Origin of the sequence: Salinisphaera sp. LB1 (genome assembly GCF_003177035.1) — a bacterium.
Lineage (GTDB): Bacteria > Pseudomonadota > Gammaproteobacteria > Nevskiales > Salinisphaeraceae > Salinisphaera.
Window position 1 is genome coordinate 2,779,272 of sequence record NZ_CP029488.1, and the last position, 23,777, is coordinate 2,803,048.

Annotated in this window: 21 protein-coding genes; 13 read left to right on the top strand and 8 right to left on the bottom strand. The window is 65.5% G+C overall.

From position 1 onward, the window contains the following. Nucleotides 1–105: 105 nt before the first annotated feature. Nucleotides 106–1,074, top strand: a complete 969-nt coding sequence (locus tag SALB1_RS12505) for a putative zinc-binding metallopeptidase (protein WP_109994168.1) — start codon at nucleotides 106–108, stop codon at nucleotides 1,072–1,074. 448 nt (nucleotides 1,075–1,522) lie between these two features. On the opposite strand, the gene SALB1_RS12510 is transcribed toward SALB1_RS12505, so the two are convergent. From SALB1_RS12510 to SALB1_RS12520, 3 genes are all read right to left on the bottom strand, one after another. Next, nucleotides 1,523–1,987, bottom strand: a complete 465-nt coding sequence (locus tag SALB1_RS12510) for a thioesterase family protein (protein ID WP_109994169.1) — start codon at nucleotides 1,985–1,987, stop codon at nucleotides 1,523–1,525. Between the two features lie 201 nt (nucleotides 1,988–2,188). After that, a complete protein-coding gene (locus SALB1_RS12515) occupies nucleotides 2,189–3,178 on the bottom strand; it encodes a 3-hydroxyacyl-CoA dehydrogenase NAD-binding domain-containing protein (protein ID WP_179950664.1) in 990 nt (329 codons plus the stop codon). Next, nucleotides 3,175–4,089, bottom strand: coding sequence for a 3-keto-5-aminohexanoate cleavage protein (locus tag SALB1_RS12520; RefSeq protein ID WP_109994170.1), 915 nt, complete (start codon nucleotides 4,087–4,089; stop codon nucleotides 3,175–3,177). The genes SALB1_RS12515 and SALB1_RS12520 overlap by 4 nt, the downstream gene beginning before the upstream one ends. Nucleotides 4,090–4,369: 280 nt before the next feature. Between SALB1_RS12520 and SALB1_RS12525 the strand changes: the two genes are divergently transcribed. The 6 genes from SALB1_RS12525 to SALB1_RS12550 all read left to right on the top strand — a co-directional run bounded on the left by SALB1_RS12525 (nucleotide 4,370) and on the right by SALB1_RS12550 (nucleotide 11,911). After that, the gene (locus SALB1_RS12525; protein WP_199678791.1) at nucleotides 4,370–5,449 is read left to right on the top strand and encodes an AbrB family transcriptional regulator; all 1,080 of its coding nucleotides are present in this window, start codon (nucleotides 4,370–4,372) and stop codon (nucleotides 5,447–5,449) included. A gap of 75 nt (nucleotides 5,450–5,524) precedes the next feature. Then, the gene (locus SALB1_RS12530) at nucleotides 5,525–6,472 is read left to right on the top strand and encodes a 2-dehydro-3-deoxygalactonokinase (protein WP_109994171.1); all 948 of its coding nucleotides are present in this window, start codon (nucleotides 5,525–5,527) and stop codon (nucleotides 6,470–6,472) included. Nucleotides 6,473–6,501: 29 nt separating this feature from the next. Next, nucleotides 6,502–7,125: a 2-dehydro-3-deoxy-6-phosphogalactonate aldolase gene (locus SALB1_RS12535; protein WP_109994172.1), complete on the top strand. Its 624-nt coding sequence runs from the start codon at nucleotides 6,502–6,504 to the stop codon at nucleotides 7,123–7,125. 57 nt (nucleotides 7,126–7,182) lie between these two features. Beyond that, nucleotides 7,183–8,331 carry a galactonate dehydratase gene (dgoD, locus tag SALB1_RS12540; RefSeq protein ID WP_109994173.1) on the top strand — a complete coding sequence of 383 codons (1,149 nt, stop codon included), beginning with the start codon at nucleotides 7,183–7,185 and terminating at the stop codon, nucleotides 8,329–8,331. A 238-nt stretch (nucleotides 8,332–8,569) separates the two neighbouring features. Continuing rightward, on the top strand, nucleotides 8,570–9,052 hold the full coding sequence (locus SALB1_RS19735; protein WP_109994174.1) for a prepilin-type N-terminal cleavage/methylation domain-containing protein: 483 nt from the start codon (nucleotides 8,570–8,572) through the stop codon (nucleotides 9,050–9,052). 96 nt (nucleotides 9,053–9,148) lie between these two features. Beyond that, a complete protein-coding gene (locus SALB1_RS12550) occupies nucleotides 9,149–11,911 on the top strand; it encodes a bifunctional diguanylate cyclase/phosphodiesterase (protein ID WP_109994175.1) in 2,763 nt (920 codons plus the stop codon). A 147-nt stretch (nucleotides 11,912–12,058) separates the two neighbouring features. Here the strand turns inward: SALB1_RS12550 and SALB1_RS12555 are convergent, their stop codons facing one another. After that, complete coding sequence (locus SALB1_RS12555; protein WP_109995419.1) at nucleotides 12,059–13,441, bottom strand: cytosine permease; 1,383 nt, start codon at nucleotides 13,439–13,441, stop codon at nucleotides 12,059–12,061. A 549-nt stretch (nucleotides 13,442–13,990) separates the two neighbouring features. Between SALB1_RS12555 and SALB1_RS12560 the strand changes: the two genes are divergently transcribed. Beyond that, the gene (locus SALB1_RS12560; RefSeq protein WP_109994176.1) at nucleotides 13,991–14,845 is read left to right on the top strand and encodes an AraC family transcriptional regulator; all 855 of its coding nucleotides are present in this window, start codon (nucleotides 13,991–13,993) and stop codon (nucleotides 14,843–14,845) included. 102 nt (nucleotides 14,846–14,947) lie between these two features. After that, nucleotides 14,948–15,535: a LysE family translocator gene (locus SALB1_RS12565; RefSeq protein WP_109994177.1), complete on the top strand. Its 588-nt coding sequence runs from the start codon at nucleotides 14,948–14,950 to the stop codon at nucleotides 15,533–15,535. A 28-nt stretch (nucleotides 15,536–15,563) separates the two neighbouring features. Here the strand turns inward: SALB1_RS12565 and SALB1_RS12570 are convergent, their stop codons facing one another. Next, nucleotides 15,564–16,253, bottom strand: coding sequence for a DUF3891 family protein (locus SALB1_RS12570; RefSeq protein ID WP_109994178.1), 690 nt, complete (start codon nucleotides 16,251–16,253; stop codon nucleotides 15,564–15,566). 205 nt (nucleotides 16,254–16,458) lie between these two features. On the opposite strand from SALB1_RS12570, the gene SALB1_RS12575 reads away from it, so the two are divergent. Continuing rightward, nucleotides 16,459–17,685 carry a diguanylate cyclase gene (locus tag SALB1_RS12575; RefSeq protein WP_109994179.1) on the top strand — a complete coding sequence of 409 codons (1,227 nt, stop codon included), beginning with the start codon at nucleotides 16,459–16,461 and terminating at the stop codon, nucleotides 17,683–17,685. A gap of 51 nt (nucleotides 17,686–17,736) precedes the next feature. On the opposite strand, the gene SALB1_RS12580 is transcribed toward SALB1_RS12575, so the two are convergent. Then, nucleotides 17,737–18,465, bottom strand: coding sequence for a DUF4396 domain-containing protein (locus SALB1_RS12580; RefSeq protein WP_109994180.1), 729 nt, complete (start codon nucleotides 18,463–18,465; stop codon nucleotides 17,737–17,739). A 158-nt stretch (nucleotides 18,466–18,623) separates the two neighbouring features. On the opposite strand from SALB1_RS12580, the gene SALB1_RS12585 reads away from it, so the two are divergent. From SALB1_RS12585 to SALB1_RS12595, 3 genes are read left to right on the top strand one after another with little or no spacing between them, the layout of a single operon-like run. Further along, the gene (locus SALB1_RS12585; RefSeq protein WP_109994181.1) at nucleotides 18,624–18,824 is read left to right on the top strand and encodes a heavy-metal-associated domain-containing protein; all 201 of its coding nucleotides are present in this window, start codon (nucleotides 18,624–18,626) and stop codon (nucleotides 18,822–18,824) included. Continuing rightward, the gene (locus tag SALB1_RS12590) at nucleotides 18,824–19,126 is read left to right on the top strand and encodes a metal-sensitive transcriptional regulator (RefSeq protein WP_109994182.1); all 303 of its coding nucleotides are present in this window, start codon (nucleotides 18,824–18,826) and stop codon (nucleotides 19,124–19,126) included. The genes SALB1_RS12585 and SALB1_RS12590 overlap by 1 nt, the downstream gene beginning before the upstream one ends. 22 nt (nucleotides 19,127–19,148) lie before the next feature. Further along, nucleotides 19,149–21,680, top strand: coding sequence for a heavy metal translocating P-type ATPase (locus SALB1_RS12595; protein ID WP_109994183.1), 2,532 nt, complete (start codon nucleotides 19,149–19,151; stop codon nucleotides 21,678–21,680). Between the two features lie 24 nt (nucleotides 21,681–21,704). Here the strand turns inward: SALB1_RS12595 and SALB1_RS12600 are convergent, their stop codons facing one another. Continuing rightward, nucleotides 21,705–22,784, bottom strand: a complete 1,080-nt coding sequence (locus SALB1_RS12600) for an aldose epimerase family protein (protein ID WP_109994184.1) — start codon at nucleotides 22,782–22,784, stop codon at nucleotides 21,705–21,707. A 55-nt stretch (nucleotides 22,785–22,839) separates the two neighbouring features. Then, nucleotides 22,840–23,772, bottom strand: a complete 933-nt coding sequence (locus SALB1_RS12605) for a Gfo/Idh/MocA family protein (RefSeq protein ID WP_109994185.1) — start codon at nucleotides 23,770–23,772, stop codon at nucleotides 22,840–22,842. Between the last annotated feature and the right edge of the window lie 5 nt (nucleotides 23,773–23,777).

A 23,777-nucleotide genomic window follows, 5' to 3' on the forward strand; every position in this document is an offset into this window, starting at 1 on the left:
GCGTAGGCGCGCCCCGAGCTGGCCGATCCCATGGAGCGGCCCCAGAACGCGTACATTGGTTTTGTTACGGTCCATTGAATCCTCGTCTTCCGCAAGTGCTCGCCTATGCATGTTTTCGACAACCCCGTCGGCCCGGGGCCGCTCTGGTTCGACAACCTCACGACCGCCCAAGGCACGCCGGTGGCCTACGATCCGCAGGCGCGGGCGTTCATTCCGACCCCGCCGTTCTGCGCCAATCGCGAACGCATTGGCTGCAACTGGATCGCGCCGGAGCATGGCGCCTTCTGCCGCGCCTGTGCCATGACCGCGCTCGCGCCCGATCCGTCGTTGGCTAACGCCATACCGGACTGGGCCGAAACCGAACTCGCCAAGCGCTGGGTGCTGGATAATCTCGGCCGCTGGCAGTGGTTTCGGCCGGAGGACCCGGGCACACGGCCGACTTTTCATATGCTCGCCGAGGCCAACGACCAGCCGGCGCCGATGGGCCATGGCCATGGCGTGGTCACCATCAGCGTGTCCGAGGCCGATCCGGTGGTGCGCACGACGCGTCGTCAGGCCCTGGGCGAACCGTATCGCACCATGATCGGCCATATGCGCCACGAAATTGCGCACATGCTCTGGTGGCGCCTGGCGCTGCGTGCCGATTTTCTCGACGCGTTTCGCGACATGTTCGGCGACGAGCGCACGGATTACAGCGATGCGCTTGGCCGGCATTACAACTACGGCCCGCCGGCCGACTGGGGCGAACGGTTCATTTCGAGTTATGCCTCGGCACATCCACACGAGGACTGGGCCGAGACGACGTCGCACCTGCTCCATCTGACCGACATCACCGACAGCTTCATCGCCGCCGGACTGGCGTCGTCGTATCTGCCGGCGCCGAACTGGAACCCCTATGCCGAAACCGACACGGCGCGGCTGATCCATGTCGGCGCGGCGCTCGCGATGAGTGTGAACCACGTCAACCGCTCCATGGGATTGCCGGATCTGTATCCGTTCATGCTCTCGGCACCGGTCAATCGCAAGTTGACCTTCGTGCATGAATGGCTGCGGCGAGGGGCGCAGGGGTGGTGAGCGCAGCGGATTCGGGCAGCGCGCCTGCCTCGCTGTGTAATGGGGCTGCATGCAGGCGCCCGACGCCCACATTCCGGGCCCGGACTGTATTGGGGTTTCCTTGGCGCAGTTGAAGTAGGTCGGCTTAGTCCGCAGGCCGTAAGCCGACACAGGGCCACGCGCACCACCGCAGGCAACGGGTTCCGCCCACGTCGGATTACGCTTGGCTAATCCGACCTACGCGGATAGGGCCGAGGTTCTCAGTCCCTGGGCGCCGCGCCAAAGTAGACCGGCTTGGGCCGTAGGCCGTAAGCCGACACAGGGCTGACCGGCACGGCTGTTTTGGGTTGGCGTTGGCCCATGCCGTGTCGGTATGGCCGGCCCGGGGACTCGCGCTGGCGATGCGGGCCTGCGTCATGGGTACCGGGCTGCCCCGTAATCGGTACGCGTCGCCGGCATGAGCGGGGCGTTACTTCTGCCGAATCCCGATCGTCCGCCCTGCCTGCTCGGGCCATTGCCCATGCGCCCGTTGGCCGTAGCCATTGGCCGCCCGCGCCACGTCATCGGGGAATGCCGTGCCGCGGTGCGTGGCCTGATCGATGGCCATGAGCATCTGTTCGCTGGTCGCGGCCAGGCGGCCGTCACCACGATGGAGGGCGAGGAATAGATGAAGCCGCTTGGTGTCGCGGTCGAGTATGGTGAGCTTCACGGTCAGCGGTTCGGCCGCCACGCATTCGGCGAGAAAACAGATATGCGATTCCAGCGTGAATGTGGTCACGCCGGTGGCATCGCGCGCGGCCTCGGTCAGGCCGATCGCTTCCCAGAACGCGTCCACTGCGAGCGAGAATACGCGGGCGTACTCGGCATCGTTCATGTGGCCGTTGTAATCCACCCATTCCGGGGCGACGCGGGTTTCGAGAATGACGTGATCCATGGCTTCTTGTTGCGAGATTGAGGACGGCGTTCGAGCCGCAGATTACACGGGTTTCGCCGAACAATACCTGGATTATTCCGGCCGGATGCCGGCGGCGAACATTGCCGATAGTCGACGGGCATCGAGTACCCATCCAGAAATATCGACGCCGCCGGCAGCAATCGGCGTAATCCGCGGATAGAAAAGAAGCGGTCTCCCAACCTAGATGCGCCCGGGCAGGCCCTCGGATTCCGGCCAGTATTTCTCGACCAGGGCGAGCAGTTCGGTCAGGAACGCGTCGCGCCGATGCTCGAGCCGGGCGACCGAGCGGCCGCCGGCCTGATGCTCGCAGCCCTCGACCACGCGATCGATCAGTTTGTCGGTCAGCTCCGGGGCTTCCAGTCTGGTCCAGGGCAGCTTCAGGGCCGGGCCGAATTGTTCGAGCATGTGCCGCATGCCCTGTTCGCCGCCGGCCAGATGGAAGGTGAGGAAGGTACCCATCAGCGACCAGCGCAGGCCGGCGCCGTAGACCACGGCGGCATCGATTTCTTCGGTGGTTGCGACGCCGTCGTTGACCAGATGCAGCGCCTCGCGCCAGAGCGCTTCCATCAGCCGGTCGGCGATATGGCCCTCGATCTCGCGGCGGACGACCAACGGGCGCATGCTTAGGCCGCGATACATCGCCTGCGCGGTCTGGATCATACCGGGTGCGGTCCGCTCGCCGCCCACGATTTCCACCAGCGGCAACAGATAGACCGGGTTGAAGGGGTGGGCGACGAAGACGCGTTCCGGGGCATGACTGCAGCCGGCGGCCAGCGCGGTCGGCCTGATACCGGAGGTGGACGAGCCGATCAGCGTATCCGGTGCCGTGGCGCCGTCGATGTGCGATAGCACGGTCTGCTTGAGTTCGAGCCGCTCCGGCACGTTTTCCTGCACCAGATCGGCGTCCGCGACCGCGGCATCGAGATCGTCGGTCACGCGCCAGTTGTCGCGATCGGCGTGGGCCGCCAGGCCGCGCTTTTCCAACGATGGCCAGGCGATGTCGAGGGTCTGGGCCAGCCGGCGACGCGCGGTCTCGACGTCGATGTCGTAGGCCACGACCTCGGCCCCGGCGGCCAGCGCGCGTACCGCCCAGCCGCAGCCGATGACACCGGTGCCGACGATGGCGACGCGCCTGGGCACGATGGTCTGTTTCTCGGGCGATTCGCTCATGCCGTACCCCCGGTGTTCGCGCCGCGCAGGGCCAGACGATTGCGCGTGTCCTGCGGGCTCATGACGTCGCCGCCCAGGGCTTCGATGATCGAGCGCGCCTTGTCGACGAGCCCGGCGTTGTCGGCCTTCACGCCCTTCGACAGATAGAGGTTGTCTTCCAGGCCCACGCGGCAGTGCCCGCCGGCGATCATGGCCTGGGCGACCATGGGCATCTGCATGCGGCCGATGCCGAAGGCGGCCCAGTATGCGTTCGCCGGCAGTTTGTCGCGCATGGCAAGCATGGTCTGCGGATCGGCTTCCGCACCCCAGGGGATGCCGAGGCAGAGCTGGAACAACGGGTCGCCGTCGATCAGGCCTTCGTCGATCAGCTGGCGGGCGAACCAGACGTGGCCGAGATCGAAGCATTCCAGTTCGGGCTTCACGCCGGCGGCCTGGACCAGCGCGGCGTGCTCGCGCAGCCAGTTAGCCGAGTTGAGGTACACCATGTCGCCGAAGTTGAGGCTGCCGCAGTCCAGTGTGCAGATCTCGGGCAGCATCTCGCCGATCGGCGCATGACGTTCGGATGGGCTCTGTAGGTCGGAACCGGCGGCGGCGCGAATCTGGCGGTCCTCGCCTTCGGCGCCGGTCAGTTCCGGGAACAGATCACCGCCGCCGCCGGCGGTAAAGTTGAGTACCACGTCGGTATCCGAATCGCGCACGCGATCGGCGATTTCGCGGAAATATTCACTTTTATGGCTGTGTGCGCCGGTCTCCGGATCGCGGACATGCACATGCGAGATCGAGGCCCCGGCTTCGGCGGCCTCGATGCAGGCGGTCGCGATTTCGGCCGGGGTGACCGGTACGTTCGGGTTCTTGCCGCGCGTGTCGCCGGCGCCGGTCACCGCACAGGTCAGAATCACCTGGGTGTTCATGCAGGCCTCGGTCGATGGATCGTGGCCGGAGTATGATCTCGAAGCGCCTCGCGCAATATGCGCAAGGCGTCGGTTTTTGTGCGAAAAGCGACGGCTTCGGGCTGGCGTTTGCTGCAGCGCACGGAACGGGCGGGAATTGCTGTATAACCCAATGACGCGCAGTATCTGCGCGCTCTCCACGCGTTTTACGTGCGCCGCCCATGTCCGATGCCGTGCTCGACTCACGACGCAACCCGCGCCGTCCGCCCGCGCCGGTGCGATGCAGCGGCCCGGCATGTTCGTGAGCAGCGCAATACAACGCATGCGGCATGGGCCGGCGGCCGGGCGCTGGATGTTGCTGATCGGGGTATCGCTCGTGCTCGGGGTCGCGCTGCGCTGGTGCGGCTTGCCGGCGGGCTTTCTGCTGGGCCCGATGATCGCGGCGATCGCGCTTTCGGTGACCGGTGCCGCGGTCGCTGTGCCGCGCGTGCCGTTTCAGCTGTCCCAGGCGGTGATCGGCTGCCTGATTGCGCGCACCATCACGTTGCCGATTCTCACCGAGATTGGCGCCGAGTGGCCGGTTTTTCTGGGCGGTGTGTTCTCGGTTATCGCCGTGAGCCTGATCATCGGGTGGCTGCTCACCAAGTGGCAGGTCCTGCCCGGGCCGACCGCGATCTGGGGTGTGTCGCCCGGCGCCGCGGTGGCGATGACGCTGATGTCGTCGGCCTACGGCGCCGACGCGCGGTTGGTGGCGTTCATGCAATACACGCGGGTGGTAATCGTGGCCTCCGCGGCCTCGATTGTGGCGGCGGTGCTCGCGCCATCGGCCGGCGGCGGGGCCGGGTCATGGTGGCCGTCGAGTGTGGCGGGGCAGGGCGGCACGCTGTTGGTCGTGGCCGTCGGGTTCGGCGTGGCCCGTTTGCTGCGTACGCCGGCCGGGCCGTTGCTGGCAGCCATCGTGATCGCCGCGCTCGCTCAGGATCTGTTAGGGCTGAAACTCGAACTGCCCTTGCCCCTGCTGACAGTGAGTTTCGCCTTCGTGGGCTGGGGCATCGGTATGCGCTTCACCCGATCGACGCTGTCGCACGCGGTGCGCGCCCTGCCGGCGGTGATCGCATCGATCGTGATCCTGATCCTGGTCTGCGGCGGGATCGCCGTGCTGCTGGTCGTGTTCGCCGGCGTGGCACCGCTGACCGCTTATCTGGCCACCAGCCCCGGCGGCGCCGATACGGTGGCGATCATCGCCAGTTCCACACATGTGGATGTCGCCTACATCATGGCCATGCAGCTGGCGCGGTTCTTCGCCGTCATGCTCACCGGGCCGTTCCTGGCGCGCATGCTGACACGCTGGAGCGGATACCACGGCGCCGACCGCGCATGAGTTCATGCCCGCCTGTCGTCCGTATTCGGGGCATCCGGATCGCGAAGGGCGAGTATGCTCGGTAAACTAACGCGTATGGACGACAAATCCGCGAATACGGCGCGTCTTGTCGCGCTCGACTGGGGCACCTCGTCGCTGCGTGCCTGGCTGCTCGGCGACGATGGCGAAGTGATCGACGCGCGCACCGCGCGCCGCGGCATCATGCAGGTCGACAACGGCGATTTCGCTGGTGTCTACCGCGAGTTCATCGGCGACTGGGTCGCCGCGCACGGCGAGCTGCCGGCGCTCGCCTGCGGCATGATCGGCAGCCGCGGCGGCTGGGCCGAGGCGGCTTATGTCGATTGCCCGGCCGAGCTTGCCGGGCTGGCCGACCGGCTGCTGCGAATCGAGGCCGAGCCGGTGGCGCTGCATGTGGTGCCCGGCGTGATGCAGCCGCCCGGTGGGCGCGCCTTGCCCGACGTCATGCGCGGCGAGGAAACCCAGGTGCTCGGCGCGCTGGCCGTGGCCCCCGAGCTGGCCGGGCGCGGCCTGCTGGTGCTGCCCGGCACTCACTGCAAGTGGGTGCATATTGCGGACCATCGGCTCGCGGCTTTCACCACCTACATGACCGGCGAGCTGTTCGCGGTCCTGCGCCAGCACTCCATCCTTGGCAAACCGGCGACCGAGAGCGCGGTCTTCGATGCGGCCGCGTTCGAACTGGGCGTGGACACGGCGCGCGCGACGGCAGACGCCGGCCTCGCCGCCGCGCTGTTTTCCACCCGCAGTCGAATGCTCGCTGGCGAGATCACAGCCGACGCCACGCCCGATTATCTGTCGGGCCTGTTGATCGGCGATGAGCTGCGGAGTGCGATCGTCGGTCTCGACGGCGTGCCGCCGCTGCGCCTGATCGGCGATGCGGCATTGTGTGCTCGTTATCGCCGTGCGCTGGCGCGGTTCGATATCGATGATGTCGCCGAGATCCCCGATGCCGCCCGCCTGGGGTTGTGGCGTATCGCCGCAGCCGCCGGACTGGTGACCGCCTGATTCGATTTCCCTGCGCCGGAGGCGCCATCATGCTCAACGATTATCTTCAAGACCTGCCGTTGATCGCGATTCTGCGCGGCGTGAAGCCGAGCGAGATCGAGGCGGTCGGCCAGGCGCTGTTCGACGCCGGTTTCCGCGTGATCGAGATTCCGCTCAACTCGCCCGAGCCGTTGATCAGTATCGAAAGGCTATCGACGAAACTGGGCGGGGCCGCGCTGGTGGGGGCCGGCACGGTGTTGCAGCCCGAGCAGGTCGGCCAGGTGCGAGACGCGGGCGGGCGCATCATTGTTTCGCCCAATGCCAAGACAAGCGTGATCGAGGCCACGGTGCGCGCCGGGCTGGCCAGCGCACCCGGCGTGGCCACGCCGACCGAGGGCTTCGCCGCGCTCGACGCCGGTGCGCATGCCTTGAAACTGTTTCCGGCCGAAGCGATCGGCCCGAAAGTGGTCAAGGCCTGGCGCGCGGTGGTGCCGGCCGAGGTGCCGTTGATGCCGGTCGGCGGCATCGGCCCCGACAACATGCAGGAATTCGTGGCGGCCGGGGCGACCGGCTTCGGCCTGGGCTCGGCGTTGTACAAGGCGGGCATGGCTGCCGACACCGTCGCCGCCAACGCCCGTGCATTCGCTGCCGCGTGGGCCCGAATCGAACGCTGAAAATCAAGATTGTCCGTAAGCGGTCCTGGCGTTGATTTACGGACTGACAGGAAGCCTATGAAAATCACGAAACTCGAAACCTTTCTCGTTCCGCCGCGCTGGTGTTTTCTCAAGATCTCCACCGACGAGGGCATCGTCGGCTGGGGCGAGCCGGTGGTCGAGGGGCGGGCGGCGGCCGTGGCGGCGATGGTCGACGAACTGTCCGATTACCTGATCGGCGCTGATCCGCGCCGGATCGAGGACCACTGGACCGTGCTCTACCGCGGCGGCTTCTATCGTGGCGGGCCGATCCACATGAGCGCGCTGGCCGGCATCGATCAGGCGCTGTGGGATATCAAGGGCAAGGCGCTGGGCGTGCCGGTGCATGAACTGCTGGGCGGCAAACTGCGCGAGCGGATCAAGGTCTATTCCTGGATCGGCGGTGACCGGCCGGGCGATACCGCGGCCATGGCGAAGGAACGCGCCGCGCTCGGCTTTTCTGCGATCAAGATGAATGCCTCGGAAGAGATGCAGTTCATTGACTCCCACGCCAAGGTCGACGGCGTGCTGGAAAATGTGGCGGCGATCCGCGCGGCGGTCGGGCCTGACTTCGGCATCGGGGTCGATTTTCATGGCCGGGTGCACAAGCCCATGGCCAAGGTGTTGATGCGCGAGCTCGAACAATACAACCTGATGTTCATCGAAGAACCGGTGCTGTCCGAGCATTACGAGGCGCTGCCCGAACTGGCCGGCCTGACCAGTACGCCGATCGCGCTCGGCGAGCGTCTGTTCTCGCGCTGGGACTTCAAGCCGATCCTTGCGGGCGGGCACGTCGACATCATCCAGCCCGACCCCTCGCATTCCGGCGGCATCACGGAGACGCGCAAGATCGCGGCCATGGCCGAGGCCTATGATGTGGCGCTGGCGCTGCATTGCCCGTTGGGCCCGATCGCGCTGGCGGTCAACCTGCAGCTCGATGCCGTGTGCTACAACGCCTTCATCCAGGAACAGTCGCTGGGCATTCACTACAACCAGTCCAACGACATCCTCGACTACATCACCAACCCGGAAGTCTTCGCCTACGAGGACGGGTTCGTGGCGATTCCGGACGGGCCGGGCCTGGGGGTGGAGATCAATGAGGATTACGTCCGTGAGCGGGCGGCGGCTGGCCATCGTTGGCGCAACCCGATCTGGCGCCATGCCGATGGCAGTTTAGCCGAGTGGTAGTGGCGCTTGTGGCTCAAGGCGTGAATGGTTGTCGGACTGAAACAGAGCATAAAAGGGCGTAATTTCCACGATTGCACGATAGGCTGAGGTTGTAGACTCTCGCGGCCGAGCTATATCGTTGTTCGAGCGTGGCGGCCCGCAGGGGTAAATCGGGTATCGCGCGCTCGACAGGTTCGTTTATCACAAAAGACCGTTGAATGATCGGGTGCCCGGGCCTGATCAGGCAGATGTATAGCTTATGAAGCGCGTGTGGAAGGTTGTGCGCGGCCGAAGGGCCGCGGGTTTCAGCCTCGTGGAGTTGATGCTGGCGGTGGCGATCGCCGGAATCCTGGCGGCCATCGCCTACCCGATGTATCAGGGCTATCGCGATCATGTGAATCGTACCCAGGCGATCGCCGATATTCTCGATATCGAGAACGTGATCGCCCGCTATCAGAACGCTACCGATCAACTTCCGGACAGCTTGGCCGATATTGGCGAGGGCGGTCGGCTAGATCCTTGGGGACATCCTTATGTCTATCTTCGGATTGAGGGCGGCAATCTCAAAGGCAAGGGCAAGCTGCGCAAGGATCGAAATTTGGTGCCGCTGAACACTGACTACGACCTGTACAGCTCCGGCAAGGATGGTGTAAGCCGGACGCCGCTGACGGCGAAAGCGAGCCGGGATGACATCGTACGGGCGAACAATGGTCAATTCGTGGGTTTGGCAACCGATTACTGACGATTGCCCCATATCGCCTCTAGAAGCAAGTGAGTCGATCAAGCCGTCGCGTACATTCCCGTGTTTTTACGATCAGGGCGCGGTCTGCAAGCTGCCATGCGCCTGACAATCGCGGCTTTTCACGGCAACTTCGCGCGCCGACTGTTTCTAAGGTTTATCGTCGCGGCCGCGCTTCCGGTACTCGTCATAGCGCTGCTGGCTTATCTCAATACTACGCAGGTCGTTATCGGCGAGGCCCACGATCGTCTCCATCGCAGTAGCCGTAATGAGGGCATGGCCATTCTCGACCGGCTTGAACTGGCTGCTGCTCTGCTCAAATACGTCGATCAGACGGGGGGCCGCTACTCCAAAAGCTCGGCGCACGTGTTCGCGGCTTTGGGCATGGTCAGCTCCACGATGCCGAGGCCGCACATGTTGTGGGGCGATCCCGCGGCCCTGAGTGGTGCGCAAGCGCTAGCCGCACGCGCCCGCCGCAGTGCCGGCGACCCCGTGATTGGCGTCGCCGGCCCGGGCGCGGTTTTCATGGCGATATTCGCAGGGCCGAGGCGCCCGCACTCCCAGGTCTTGATCGGCCGTTTGAATCTTGGCGAAATACTGGGCGCGCCGTCGACATGGCCTGGCGGAACGCGATTCTGTGTGTTCACGGCCGCAAACGGGCGCGCATTGAACTGCCCGAATAATCACCGCGTGTTCGAAGCCACGCGGCACGGCCATAAATCCCGCGTGCTAGTACCGGGCAAGCGGCTTCTGGTCGCGCATTGGGATTTATTCCTCGACAGTAATTTTCATGCGCCGATGTGGCGTATCGTCGGCCTGCAGCCCTTTGATTACGCCAGCCGATCGGCGCGCGTGTTTTACTGGTTGCTGCCGCTGGTTCTGCTGCTGAGCCTTTTGTTTGCGGGCCTGGTTGGGCTAATGCAGATTCGTCGTATCAGCCAGCCGCTGCGCAAGCTGCGCGCCGGCGTACAGGCGATAGCGCGCGGTGAATTCGATAGTCGAGTGCGCATTCAAAGCCGCGATGAGTTCGAGGAACTGGGCGAATCGGTTAACGGCATGGCGCGACGCCTGGGCGCACAGTTCCATACTCTCGAAGCGCTGGCTGCGCTCGACCGGCGAGTTTTGGCCGCCGCCAATGTGGCCGAGCTCATCGAACAGATACTCACGCAGATACCGCGGGTCGTCGGCTCGGATAGCGCCGCGCTGATCGTAATCGATCCGGATCTCCCGAGGATTGCAGACTGCTATTGCGTGAAAGGCTGCGGAGCGTCGATCGAAAACGAGCGTTTATCCCTATCCGAGGACGAACTGATTGCGCTGGGCCGCGAGTGGACCGAACACGTGCGCCCGGACGAGATCGCTGTACCGGCTTATCTCGGGCCCCTGATGGGCCTCGGTGCGATACGGGTCGACTGCCTGCCGGCTCGTGAAGAGGGGCGTCTTTGGGCGGTCTTGTTGCTGGCCTATCGCGGCGAGCCGTGGTCGAGCACAGATGATCAGTCGCATGCGCTGGCCGATCGCATCGCCGTGGCACTGGCGGCCACGTATCGGAGCCGCCAGCTTTATCGACAGGCGCACTTCGACGCACTGACCGGTTTACCCAACCGAAAATTGTACATGGACCGGGCGGAAACGCTTCTGGTGCAGGCGCGGCGCCGGGCGCAGCGCTTTGCTGTTCTGTTTATCGATCTCGATCAGTTCAAGAACGTCAACGACGCCGAAGGGCACACTGCTGGCGACCAACTGCTCAAGCATGCTGCCACACGAATTACCGGCGCGTTGCACGAGGCCGATATCGCCGCGCGCTGGGGCGGCGATGAGTTCGTGGTACTGCTTTCCGATAGTCAGCAGATGGCGGACATTGACGGGCCGTGCGAGCGTTTGATTGAGGGCCTGGGCGAAAATTTTGTGATCGGCTCGATCGAATATCACGTGGGCGCGAGTATCGGTATCGCGGTGTACCCGGACGACGGCGAAACCATCGAGGCCTTGCTGGCCAACGCAGATGCCGCGATGTACGAGGCCAAGGCCGCCGGGCGCGGCTGCTATGTTTTTTTCGAGCCACGAATGAATGAAGCCGTGCGGCGCCGGGTTCAGCTCGAAACCGAATTACGCCAAGCAGTGGCACGCCAGGAGTTCTTTCTTGAATACCAGCCGCTCATCCGACCCGCGGACGGCGAAGTCGGCGGTGCCGAGGCGCTGCTGCGCTGGTGCCACCCAACGCGCGGAATCGTTCCACCGGGGGAGTTCATCGCTGCACTTGAACAGACCGGACTCATCGTCGAAGTCGGCGCCTGGGTGCTTGCCGAGGCATGCCGGCAAGTGGCTTCGGGGTTCACGCAAGACGGCCGCGCGCCGGATCAGGTCATGGTTAACGTATCGCCACGCCAGTTCTGGGCGTCGGATTTTGTGGCCACGGTCGATCGCGTATTGGCAGACAGTGGCGTCGATGCCTCGCGGCTGGAGATCGAAATCACGGAAAATCTGCTGCTATCGGATCTCGATGCCGCCTGTGATGTGGCGGAGCAACTGCGCGCGCGGGGCCTACAGCTTGCGATGGACGATTTCGGTACCGGCTATTCGTCGCTCAGCTACCTGCGGCGTCTGCCGGTGGATACGGTCAAGATAGACCAAGCCTTCGCTACCGGCATTGAAATTACGGACAGCGAAGCGAGTACGGTTGTCCGTGCCATGATTGAGATGCTGCATGCGCTGAATCGACGTGTCGTGGTGGAAGGCATTGAGAATGAACAGCAGTTTGCCTTTGTTCGCGCGGCCGGCTGCGATCTGGCTCAGGGCTTCTACATGAGCCGCCCCGTCGCTCCCGAAGCTCTCTACGATTTCCAGCGTCCCGGGGCATGATCTTGCGCCCAATCGCTGGCGCCGACGCGTACGGAACCTCGACAGGTCCTCGAGCCTATTTCAATAAGGCGACGCGGTCTGCGCATGCTCAGACCGGCCCTTCGGGGCGCTCGCCGCCCTGGAATAGGCGCTTAGGACGGCACTCAATCAGCCGGTACGGCGCATCATTGGCGTATACAAGGCCGCGGCAATGATGAAGCCGGCCAGGAAGGTGATATCCCCGATTTGGGGGGCTTGCCGCACGATCCAGCCGGTGAACATCTCCTGGTTGGAGAAAAGCAGGATGGAAATCGCCATGGCGAGGACCATGGCGACCGCACCGGCCGCGCCGCGATGGCGGCGGTCGTAGAGCAGGCCATCGACGGCTTGACCGCCGCGCAGGATCTGGTCGGCGAAGATAACCCCCAGCCAGGGGCCGATCCAGTAGGCGATGATCAGTAAAAACTGGGTGTATTCGTCGCCGGCGTCGCCGAGCGCCGACCACGCCAGCAAAAACCCGAGTGCGCCGAAAACCAGGGCGACGGCGGCCCGGCGCAACCGCAGCGGCAGGCGAATGCCGATGGTTAAAAAGGCCATGGCACCGGAATAGGTGTTCAGTATATTGGCGGCGATCGCGCCGATCGCGATCGCCAGCAGTGTCAGCCCGGCCACGGGCTGCGGCAGCTGGCTGGTGAAGGCGCCTGCCGGATTGCTCAGCGAGGTGCCGCCGGCGGTGACCGAGGCGGCGCCGGCGACCTCCATGACCAGGCAGGCGACAAACAGGCCGCTGCCGGCGAAAAGGCCGACCGCGCGCGGGCTCGTGTTGCGCGGCAGATAGCGGGTATAGTCGGCGGCATAGGGGTTCCAGCCGGCGCTGTAGCCGAAGGCCGTGCCGACCGTCAACAAAAAGGCACCCGGAACCGGGTGGGACGGGCTGCCGGGCTGTGCTTTGGCGAACAAGATAACGGCGGCGATAGCAAAGATCAGACCCAGCGCGAGCACGGCGTAGCGTTCAAAGGCTTGCACCAGATTGTGGCCGAAGAAAGCGATGGTGATCTGCAGGGCCACGATCAGGACCAGGCTGGCGAGGGTGGAAAGGCCGGTCAGGGCGTTCACAGCGAATGCCGCGCTCACGCTGTTGACGGCGAACCAGCCGATACCGGCGGTGACCGCCATGAGTGCCGAGGGCAGGAGGTTGCCCCAGTAGCCGAATGCGGCGCGTCCCAGCACCATTTGCGGGGCCCCGTAGCGTGGTCCGCGGGCCGATAGAAAACCGTGGGCGATGGCCCCGAGTCCGGTGCCCAGCGCCAGAGCGAGTACCGCCGACCAGAAAGAAAGGCCAAACACCGCGATCGCGAGCACGCCGATAAACGCGGTGGCGAATTCCAGATTCGGCGAGGCCCAGGTCCAGAAGAGTTGCAGCGGGCGGCCATGCCGCTCGCTGTCGGCGATGCGTTCGATGCCGCCGGGCTCGACGGCCAGGACCCGGTCGCCGTATTGGCCGGGGCGAAGAGGGCCGAGTTCGGTGTCGGCGTTGTGGAGATCGGTCACGGCAGCCTCGCGGCAGTGGCGGTCGGAACAGGAGAGGCGCAGCAAGTTTCGGGCCAGCGCGCCCGGCGGGTGGTGGCGTCCCGGTTGTATACATGACCGTGGCGCGGAGGGCGGCAGGCGCGTCCGCCGCCGGCATGTCCGCCCGCCAGGCGCCGGCCCGGACAGGCATCGTCGCACGCCGGGCCGAACCCGTCAGGCGAAGGCTTTGTATGCCTTGCTGTGCGTTTGTCGGAATCCGGCGGCATGTACACGCGTGTTGCCGCGGGTCCGCACGGATTGAGGCCATACCAATAGGTCGGTTTTACCCGGCGTTGCTTTACGCTTGTCATGGGCGACAGTCTGCCATCGTTCGCGCGGTTGCCTGCAGTGTCCTGTAACTTCAATGTCCCGCCCTGTGGCCCGGGCGAGCGCCTCGAAGGGCGGGCCTGAGTGCAGGCCGCGTCGCCCTATTGGCATAGGCTTTCAAGCGAATGCTGCACGAATCTTCTAGCCCGCTGGGCCGGGGCCGGTTAGCTTGACCTGGATTTCCATGCCACACCATGTGCCGAGATGTCGCTCAAGTCCGCTACCGCCAACGACTGGGTCGAACTGCGCCGCGATACCGAGACCGGCATCGAGACGCTGCGCGCCCATTTCGAAGGCCACGCCTACGATCCGCACTGGCACGATGTGTATCTCGTGGGGGCGACCGAAGCCGGTGTGCAACAGTTCCGTTGCCGTGGGCGCCGCAATGTGAGTACGCCGGGGCAGGCGTTTCTGCTCACCCCGGGCGAGATTCACGATGGCGATGCGCCGGAGGCCGCTGGTTTCACTTATCGCACGATGTACATTGAGCCGGCCTGGTTCGAAGGCTGGCTGGCCCGGCTGGTGGATGATGCGCCGTCGGCCGGGGAGCCCATGTTCGAGGCCACGCTGGCCAGCGATGCCCGGCTGGTGACGGCCATCGGCCGGGCGGTCGGCGCGCTGCACGACGCCGACCTGCGCATGGTGCGCCATGCCGCTCTCGACGATCTGTTGTTGGCCCTCGGCCGTCACGTCGACTGGCGCCTGGCCGATACGCGGGCCGACGATCCGCCGTCGCTGGCGGGCCGGGCGCGGGATTATCTGCATGCGCACGCAACCGACGACATCGGCCTGGACGATCTGGCCGATGCGCTCGGTGTGAGCCGGTTTCGCGCGACGCGCTTGTTCAAGGCCGCTTATGGCATGCCGCCGCATGCGTATCTCGTCCAGTTGCGGCTGGTTCGCGCCCGCCGTCGCTTGATGGCCGGCGAAGAGCCGGCCGAGACCGCGGCCGCGCTCGGCTTCGCTGATCAATCGCATCTCGGGCGCTGGTTCCAGCGCGCCTATCGTCTGAGTCCGGCGGCGTATCGCCGGCGCTGCACGAATATTCCAGACGCTTAGCCGGGCCGCGGGCATCCTCGCCGAACGTTTTTGTTCGAGTCGAGAAGTCATGCGTGCATCGACAAGCCAGGGGCCGGAGATGCCGCGCCGGGCGCGGGCCTCATGATCGGTTTCACACTGTTCGCCATCGTGGCGTCGTTTACCCCGGGGCCGACCAATATCCTGGTTATGGCGAGTAGCGCGCAGCGCGGGCTGGGCGCGACCATGCCGCTGGTGATGGGGGCGGCGCTGGGCGTGGCCGGCATGGTCTGGGCCGCCGGACTGGGCCTGGCCGCGCCGCTCGTCGCGTATCCGGCCATTCACCATGTACTGACTGCGATCGGCATGGGCTGGCTTGGGTGGCTGGCGTGGCAGCTGTTTCGCAGCGCTGGCGAGCCGGTGGCCGCCGACAGCACGCCCGAGGTCGCGCCCGGCCTGTTGACTGGCGCCGGCTTGCAACTGGTCAACCCCAAGGCCTGGATGATGGCGCTCGCCGTGGTCGGCGTATTCGCGCCCGGCGATACAGGTGCGGGCGGCGCGAGCCTGCGTGCCCTGGTGTTCCTAATTGTGGCGATGGCCGGCTTGGCCACCTGGGGCGTGCTGGGGCGCTATGGTATCGGCAGCCTGGGCCAGGCTCGCCATCGCCGCCTGTTCAATCGGGCGATGGCATTATTGCTGGTGGTCGCGGCCGGGTTGTCGATTCTGGTTTGAGACGGCGTCCGGGCGCCGGGGTCCGTGTTTACGCCGATACGGCCGGCGGTTCGCCCGGCACGCACTGTACGAAGGTCACGACCGGCTTCAAGCGGTCCGGGTAGCCGGAGGCCTGGTACGCCGTCAGCGGCATGCCGAAGTCTGGACGATCGAATGGCCAGGGCGCGAATCGGATCACGCCGTCGGCTGCGATCTCGTAGCTGATCTCGGTCTCGTTGCGGGCGTCGCGATGGGCCGGGACCCGCACGCGGCGTGGTTCGCGATTCTCAAAACCCAGATCGAAGGCGACCGTATCGCAAAACCGGGTGATGTGATCGGCCCGTTCGAAGTCGGCGTCTGAAAAAGGGGTTTCGCCGCGTCGATCCGCGATTGCTTCCTTCAACCGATTGACCAGCGCCTGAACCGCGGGCGTTTCCGGCGTGCCGATCAGGCGGCGCAGATGCCGTTTGGCCACCGCATCGGTGACTGGATCGTCGTGGCGCGTGGCCACGCCACGCTCGGTGAGCGCATGCCATTCCGCATCGCCGTAGGCGCCGAGCGGGTGGTTGTCGAGCGGGCCGTAGTGCCAGTCGTGCAGGGCAACGCCGCGGGCGAATGCCTCGAAGTCGAGCGCGGGGCGGTCGAAGTGCGCGTTGCCCCAGTGCATCGCGAGCAGACCGCTGAAAAGCGAATGCTCGAGCTGCGGCAGGATGCGGTCGCGATGGCGGGATCGGAACATGGGCGGACTCGGGCGCGGCGCGCGACGGGGCCAATGGCCCGACGATAACGTGTCGTGCCCGCGCTGTGCAGGGCGGGGGCGGCACTCGACCAATTAACGACACACCAATCGCGATCCCGACGTGAATTTGTCAACGGTATCGCCGATATTGGCTGAAAATAAGTGTATTCCACATAGAGCGGCTAGCGCCCTTAGTGAAACCATCATGATCGGGGATTCAATCAGGCGTGGCTACGCCGCGCTGGTCCGTTGGCTCGGGCAGTTCAGCTTGCGGTTCGAGCCGGCTCTGGAGGCCGAATTCGAGCGCGCGACCGTGCGTGCCCGGCGCTATCGGTTCCGACGTATCGGCTATTTGCAGCTGGCGATGACCCATCTCGGGGCGGTCGGGCTGTATGTACTGCTCGACAACGCGGCGGTCGTGATTCTCGCCACGCTGGCCGTCGATCTGTTCAGCCTCGGTTGCTTTGTCATCCTGCGACGCAAGCCCGATGTATTCGTGCGCGAAAGCGTGATGATGGCGGGGGTTCTGTGCTGGGTGCTCATGGCCGAAACCGTGAGTCTGTATGCCGAGCCGCGTTATCTGTGGATCATCCAGACCGCCATCGCCTTGCAGCCGTTTCTGATGGCCGCCGGCATCCAGCTGCGTTTCCCTTATTGTGTGGTGGGCTGCATCGCGACTGTGGCCACGGTGGTCGTCGGCAACGCGCTGTTTACGCATGCGGCGCCGAGCGAGCAGTTGTGGATGGCGCTGGTGCAAACCGTGGCCGCGATCTATGCGTTGTTCGGTTGCTGGCGGTTGGAAGAACGCGAGCGCGCGAATTATCGGGCGATCCGCGAGAGCGAACGCAATGCACGCGACCTGGATCGTGCAAACGCCCATCTCGCCCGGCTGACCCATCACGATGAGATGACCGGTGTGCTGAATCGCCGCGGCTTGCGGCGCGCGCTGGCCAAGGCGCCCGGCGCGCGCGTCGCGGTGCTGGTCGATGTCGATTATTTCAAACGCTACAACGATCATTATGGTCATCTTGCGGGCGATCGGTGTCTGTGTCAGGTCGCCGACTGTCTGAGCGATGCGCTGGCGCCCGGTGGCGACTTGTTGGCGCGCTGGGGTGGCGAAGAGTTCCTGGTGATCGTCGATACCGATCGGTCCGAGGTGGGGGCCGAACGTGGCGAGCGGGTGCGGGCGGCGGTTCGCGCGCTGGGTATCGCCCACGAAGCGTCGCCGGTGGGCGCGGTGGTGAGTATTTCGGCCGGCTATGCGGTAGGGCCCCGGGATGCGAGCGCCAACCTCGACGAATGGGTGCATCGTGCCGACCAGGCGCTTTATTCGGCCAAGCAGGCCGGGCGTAATTGCGTTCGTGGTTGGCCGCAGGGCCGTAGGGCGGCCGGCCCGGAAAGACGGGACCGGTTCGGCAGCGAACCGCTTTGAATGGCGCTGGCCATGCGGCGATGCGGGCACGGCCAGCGCCCGTATCGTGCTTCACATGCCGTGTTTTATGCCGCGGTCGATCAACCACCAGTTGGCCGGATAGGCGGTGGCAAAGCCTATGGCCATGGCGATCTGCATCATGAACCAGAACACCGCCGAGCCGGCGTCGGGTTCTTGTGGCAGAAGCACGAGCGAGGCCAATGCCATCCACCCGTACATGCCGATCTGGAAGGCGATCAATGACAGCGTATCGGCCTTGACAGCGTTGACGAGCGCCTTGACCGGGTTGGTCTCGCCCATGCTCATGGCCGGCAGGAACTGGAACAGGATGCCGAACAGATAGGCGGCCACGAACTCGGCGGTGAAATGTCCGAGCAGGGTGGAGCCGAGCACGGTGAAGCCGGTCAGCGCCACGACCGGAATGGCTACCGAATCACCCAGCGTACAGCCGCCGCCGCAGTGGGTCACACCGACGAACACGCTCTGCCAATGGGGCTTGGGTGCGTGATGATGACCGCCGCCGCCATCGTCGCCATGGCCGTGACCGTGATGCGAATCGTGATGCGCGTGAGCGTGGCCGCCGCCGCGCGGCATGCCGTCGGGTTGGCCCATCGCCTTGTAAATCCACCAGCCGACGACCGGGAAATACAGGCCGGTGATCGGCCAGGTGACGTTCATGACGTTCATGTGCTGCGGGCGTTGATAACAATCGATCGCGATGGCGGCGCCGGTGACGATTCCCAGCGCGATGACGATCCAGGACAGGGCAGTGAGTGTCATAAGCGGTTGATCCTTATCCAGTCGAGCCCAGATTCAATACCGGGATCGCGGCGCCGTTTCCACGGTCGCACGATTTGACGATGCCCGGCAGCGGGCATAAGCTTTGTATTGAGCATACCCCACCCCCGGAGGGGTGGATCAAGCCAAGGAGAACCCGTATGACACGACTCAGGATTGAAGGCATGAGTTGTCAGCATTGCGTGGCGGCTGTCAACGAGGCGCTGGCCGAGGTCGACGGCGTGGAACGCGTGGTGCAGGTCGATCTGGATTCCGGTGTGGCCGAAGTCGAGGGCGACGCGGATACGCAGGCGTTGCTGGCCGCGGTGCGCGAGGAAGGCTACGAAGCCACGATGGCGTAATGGCCGATACCACCCAGCAGCCTTGTAATCATCTGGCGATCGAGCCGGGCGTGCGCGAGGACGCCACGGCCCGGCTGCGATCGATTCGCGGCCACGTCGACGGCGTGTTGCGCATGCTCGAGCGCGACGACGTCTACTGCGTCGACGCCCTCAAGCAGATCAAGGCGGTGCAGGGCGCGCTCGCCAAGACCGGCGATCTGATCCTGCGCGGTCATCTCAAGCATCACGTGGTCACCGCCCATGAGCGTGGCGACGAGGACGCCATCGTCGCGGAATTGATGGACGTTCTGAAATACCGTTGATTCAACGACAGCCGAGGGCGGCATGAGCGAAGCTCAACACGACCAAACCCTGGAATTCGGCATCGACGGCATGATGTGCGGCGCCTGCGTCGCCCGCGTCGAGAAGAAAATCCGCAAGGTCGCGGGCGTCACCGAGGCCTCGGTGAATCTCGCCACCGAGCGTGCGAAGGTGACGCTCGAGGCCGGCTCCGACGACCCCGCGGCCGTGTTCGAGGCGGTCGAGAGCGCCGGTTACACGCCGGTGGCGGAAGAGATGGAGTTCCGTGTCGACGGCATGACCTGCGGCGCCTGCGTGGCCCGGGTGGAGAAGAAACTGGCGCGGCTCGACGGCGTGCTCGAGGCCACGGTGAATCTCACCACCGAGCGGGCGCGCGTTCGCTATCTGCCCGGGCAGGTTGACCGGTCGGCGATGTTCGCCTGTGTGGAAAAAGCGGGCTATACGCCGGTCGCGCTGGACGACCAGGATGCTGGCGAGGCCGAAAGCGAGGACTCGGAAACGGACGAGCTCAAGCACGCATTGCTTTTGTCCGCGGTGTTCACCGTGCCGCTGTTCGTGATCGCCATGGCCCGCATGCTGCCCGGCGTGGGCGCCGCGATGAACGCGCTGGCGCCGCCGTTCGCATGGACCATCATCGAGTTGGTTCTGGCGACGCCGGTGCAGTTCTATGCGGGCTCGCGTTTCTATCGACTGGGCTGGGGCGAACTCAAGCATGCGGCGCCCGGCATGAACAGCCTGGTGCTGATCGGCTCGAATGCGGCGTATTTCTATTCGCTGGTGGCGTTTGCGCTACCCTCGATTTTTCCGGCCGGCTCCGCGCATACCTATTTCGATGCCGCCGGCATGATCGTCACCCTGATCCTGCTTGGACGCTATCTCGAGGCCCTGGCCCGCGGGCGTACCTCGCAGGCGGTCCAGGGCCTGATGAAACTCCAGGCGAGGACGGCGCGCGTCAAGCGCGAGGGCGAATGGCGGGAAATCGATGTCGGTGAACTCGTCCGGGGCGACCGTATTGCGGTGCGCCCCGGCGAGCGCGTGCCGGTCGACGGTACGGTCGTCGCGGGCGAAAGCTATGTCGACGAATCCATGATCTCGGGCGAGCCGGTGCCGGTCGCCAAGCAGGGCCAGGCGAAGGTGATCGGCGGCACGGTGAACGGCGACGGCGCGCTGGAAATCGAGGCGACCCGCGTCGGCGGCGATACCGTGCTGGCGGGCATCATCCGCATGGTCGAACAGGCGCAGGGCGAAAAACCGGCGATCCAGGCCGTGGCCGACCGCATCGCCGGGGTGTTCGTGCCCATCGTGATGGCGGTGTCGGTGGCCACGTTCATCGGCTGGCTGGTCTTCGGGCCGAGCCCGGCGCTGGCGCTGGCCTTCGTGGCGGCCGTTTCCGTGCTCTTGATCGCCTGCCCCTGTGCCATGGGTCTGGCGACGCCGACCGCGATCATGGTCGGTACCGGCCGCGGTGCGGCCATGGGTGTGCTGTTTCGGCGTGGCACGGCGCTGGAGCAGCTGGCGCGCGTGGATACCGTCGTGTTGGACAAGACCGGCACGCTGACCGAGGGCGCACCGTCGCTGACCGAGTTCGAGACCTGCGCCGGTTTCGATACCGACGACGTGCTGCGGCAGATTGCCGCCGTTGAAGCGGTTAGCGAGCATCCGATCGGACGGGCGATCGTGAAAGCGGCCGCGGACCGCGGCCTGGCTGTGCCCGAGGCTCGGGATTTCAAGACCCACACCGGCCAGGGCGTGGCCGCCGTGGTCGACGGCCGGAAAATCCAGGTCGGGGCGGCGCGCTTCATGGACAGCCTGGGCGTTGATCATGCGCCCCTGACCGAGCGTGCCGATGCGCTGGCCGCGGCCGCGCGTACACCGCTGTACGTGGCGATCGACGGTGAACTCGCCGCGTTGGTGGCCGTGGCCGATCCGGCGCGCGGCGAGGCGGCCGACATGATCGCCGCGCTGCATGACCGGGGTATTGAAGTGGCCATGCTCACCGGCGACAACGCGGCGACCGCACAGGCGATTGCGGCGGAGCTGGGCATCGATCGTGTGGTGGCCGGCGTCATGCCGCAGGCCAAGGCGGACGAAATCAAGCGCCTGCAGGGTGACGCGCGTACCGTGGCGTTCGTCGGCGACGGCATCAACGATGCGCCGGCGCTGACGCAGGCGGATGTCGGCATCGCGGTTGGCTCGGGCACGGATATCGCTATCGAGGCGGGCGACGTGGTGCTCATGCGGGCGGATCTGTCCGGTGTGGTCAACGCGCTGGCGCTGGCCAGCCGTACGATGCGGACTATTCGCATCAACTTCGGCTGGGCGTACGGCTACAATGTTTTGCTGATTCCGCTCGCCGCCGGGGTGTTCTACCCGCTGACGGGCTGGTTGCTCAACCCGGCCATAGCGGCCGCGGCGATGAGCGTTTCGAGTATCTTCGTGCTGACGAACTCGCTGCGCCTGCGGCGCTTTTCGGCAGTACTGGCGCCGGTGGCCACCGCCGCTTCGGCGCAACCGCAGGCCGCGGCGAAGACGGGGGATATGCCGAACGCGGCCTGAGTGGCCGGCGCCTCGGCAGGGGCATCAGGCCGGTAAGAACCGATAGACCGTGGTTTGGGTGTATTTCTCGCCCGCGGCCAGCCGGGTGTCGGGGAATTCCGGCTGGTTGGGCCCGTCCGGGAAATGCTGGGCTTCGAGGGTGAAGGCGGCGTACCGGTCGTAGGTGGCGCCGCGCTTACCGGTCATGGTGCCGTCGAGCCCGTTACTCGTATACACCTGCACACCGGGCTCGGTGGAATACATTTCCAGCGCGCGGCCCGATGCCGGATCGACCACGCGCACCGCGAGACGGTTCGGATCGCCGGCGCTGGCCAGCACCCAATTGTGATCGTAGCCGCCAATGTCTTCCAGAGCCGAATCGGCAAGGTCCCGCCCGAACGGTTTCGGCCGGGTGAAGTCCAGGGCGCTGTCGGCCACCGGTGTCAGTTCGCCGGTGGGAATGAGGGCTTCATCCACGGCGGTGACGTGGTTGGCGTGGATCATCGCCAGCTGGTCCTGGATGCCGCCACTGCCGGCGCCAGCGAGATTGAAGAAGGCGTGGTTGGTGAGATTGATCACCGTCTCCGCGTCGGCCACGGCGGAATAATGCAGCCGGAGATTGTTGGCGTTATCGAGCGTGTAGCGCAGGGTGACGGCGAGATTGCCGGGAAAGCCCATGTCGCCATCGGGCGAGACCAGCGTGAGCTCGACGCCCACGGCATCGCCCTCGTCGATCGACGTAGCGGCCCAGATGTGTCGATCGAAACCGCGCTCGCCGCCGTGCAGCGTGTTCCCGCCTTCGTTCGTCGACAGTTGATGGCGCCGGTCGCCGAGCTCGAACGTACCGCCGGCGATGCGGTTGCCGTAGCGGCCGATGGTGGCGCCGAAATAACTGGGGCCGGGTTGGAGATAGTCGTCGACGCGGTCGAAGCCGAGCACGACATCGGCCAGCCGCCCGTTCTTGTCCGGTACTTCCAGCGCCTGAATGCGGGCGCCGTGGGTGAGAATCGCCACCCGCATGCCGCAGCGGTTGGTCAACTGATAGCGATCGACGCGTTCGCCGTCGGGCGTGGTGCCGAATTCGTGGCAGGTGACGGCCAGACAGGCGGGCAGGGCATGGGGCATGACGAATCTCGCGGTGGTTTCGATGAATGGACGGCCGTACGGATCGAGGGGCTGTTTATTCGTGAAACGCGTCGACGATACGTCGCTCGCCGAGCATGAACGCATCCGCTACATGAGTGAATGGCCGGACGTCAGTATCCGACCGGCGCTCCTTGATGAGTGTGCTGAACAGAGCGTAAACGCCGCCGTACTCGTCCTTTTCCTCGTCGATACGAATTTCTCCGTCAATTCGCATGCGCGCACCGCCTTCTTCCAGCCGGAGTTCGCCGGTCTCGGTCTCCACGACGATCTGCCAGACCGGGTCACCCTCGTGGCGCCAGTCCATGACCGCGCGGATCGGCGCGCCGGCGCTATCGGTGAACGAGAGGTCGGCGGCGATGGGGGTCGCGCAGTTGCTGGGCACCTCCAGGGTGGCTGCGCCCAGAGCGAATGGCCGAGCCAGGATATGCGTTGCGATGGATAGGGCATTGATGCCCGGATCGAACACGCCCAGGCCGCCCGGCTCCCAGATCCAGGCCTGGCCGGGATGAAACACGGTCACATCCTCGCACCAGTCGATCCGGACCGCGGTCACGTTCTGGGTGGACAGCCACTCGCGGGCCGCTTCTACCCCCGGGGCATGGCGCGAATGCCAACTGGCGTAGAGCGTGATGCCGGCGCTGGCGGCGCGCTGCTCAAGGTGGCTGACCTCCGACAACGTCATCCCGGGCGGCTTTTCCAGCAGCACGTGCAGCCCTGCGTCCACGGCCCGGCAGGCCAACTCGAAGCGATGCTGGGGTGGGACGCACAGGGCCACGGCATCCAGGGCCATGCCTGAATCGAGCAACGCATCCAGGCTGGTGAAGCGGGCGGGTTGGGCCTGGCGGTCGGCGTCGAAGCTGCGGGCCACGGTCGCGACCAGTTCGAAGTCGGGGTTTGCGTCCAGCGTTGGATGATGCGCGTCGCGAGCGATCTTGCCGTACCCGATCAGGGCGATACGAATACTCATGATGT

Excerpts from the sequence above, each read along its gene's own strand:
- SALB1_RS12505 (WP_109994168.1), top strand. The coding sequence starts at position 106 with ATGCATGTTTTCGACAACCCCGTCGGCCCGGGGCCGCTCTGGTTCGAC.
- SALB1_RS12510 (WP_109994169.1), bottom strand. The coding sequence starts at position 1,987 with ATGGATCACGTCATTCTCGAAACCCGCGTCGCCCCGGAATGGGTGGAT.
- SALB1_RS12515 (WP_179950664.1), bottom strand. The coding sequence starts at position 3,178 with ATGAGCGAATCGCCCGAGAAACAGACCATCGTGCCCAGGCGCGTCGCC.
- SALB1_RS12520 (WP_109994170.1), bottom strand. The coding sequence starts at position 4,089 with ATGAACACCCAGGTGATTCTGACCTGTGCGGTGACCGGCGCCGGCGAC.
- SALB1_RS12530 (WP_109994171.1), top strand. The coding sequence starts at position 5,525 with ATGGACGACAAATCCGCGAATACGGCGCGTCTTGTCGCGCTCGACTGG.
- SALB1_RS12535 (WP_109994172.1), top strand. The coding sequence starts at position 6,502 with ATGCTCAACGATTATCTTCAAGACCTGCCGTTGATCGCGATTCTGCGC.
- dgoD (WP_109994173.1), top strand. The coding sequence starts at position 7,183 with ATGAAAATCACGAAACTCGAAACCTTTCTCGTTCCGCCGCGCTGGTGT.
- SALB1_RS19735 (WP_109994174.1), top strand. The coding sequence starts at position 8,570 with ATGAAGCGCGTGTGGAAGGTTGTGCGCGGCCGAAGGGCCGCGGGTTTC.
- SALB1_RS12550 (WP_109994175.1), top strand. The coding sequence starts at position 9,149 with ATGCGCCTGACAATCGCGGCTTTTCACGGCAACTTCGCGCGCCGACTG.
- SALB1_RS12560 (WP_109994176.1), top strand. The coding sequence starts at position 13,991 with ATGTCGCTCAAGTCCGCTACCGCCAACGACTGGGTCGAACTGCGCCGC.
- SALB1_RS12565 (WP_109994177.1), top strand. The coding sequence starts at position 14,948 with ATGATCGGTTTCACACTGTTCGCCATCGTGGCGTCGTTTACCCCGGGG.
- SALB1_RS12570 (WP_109994178.1), bottom strand. The coding sequence starts at position 16,253 with ATGTTCCGATCCCGCCATCGCGACCGCATCCTGCCGCAGCTCGAGCAT.
- SALB1_RS12575 (WP_109994179.1), top strand. The coding sequence starts at position 16,459 with ATGATCGGGGATTCAATCAGGCGTGGCTACGCCGCGCTGGTCCGTTGG.
- SALB1_RS12580 (WP_109994180.1), bottom strand. The coding sequence starts at position 18,465 with ATGACACTCACTGCCCTGTCCTGGATCGTCATCGCGCTGGGAATCGTC.
- SALB1_RS12585 (WP_109994181.1), top strand. The coding sequence starts at position 18,624 with ATGACACGACTCAGGATTGAAGGCATGAGTTGTCAGCATTGCGTGGCG.
- SALB1_RS12590 (WP_109994182.1), top strand. The coding sequence starts at position 18,824 with ATGGCCGATACCACCCAGCAGCCTTGTAATCATCTGGCGATCGAGCCG.
- SALB1_RS12595 (WP_109994183.1), top strand. The coding sequence starts at position 19,149 with ATGAGCGAAGCTCAACACGACCAAACCCTGGAATTCGGCATCGACGGC.
- SALB1_RS12600 (WP_109994184.1), bottom strand. The coding sequence starts at position 22,784 with ATGCCCCATGCCCTGCCCGCCTGTCTGGCCGTCACCTGCCACGAATTC.
- SALB1_RS12605 (WP_109994185.1), bottom strand. The coding sequence starts at position 23,772 with ATGAGTATTCGTATCGCCCTGATCGGGTACGGCAAGATCGCTCGCGAC.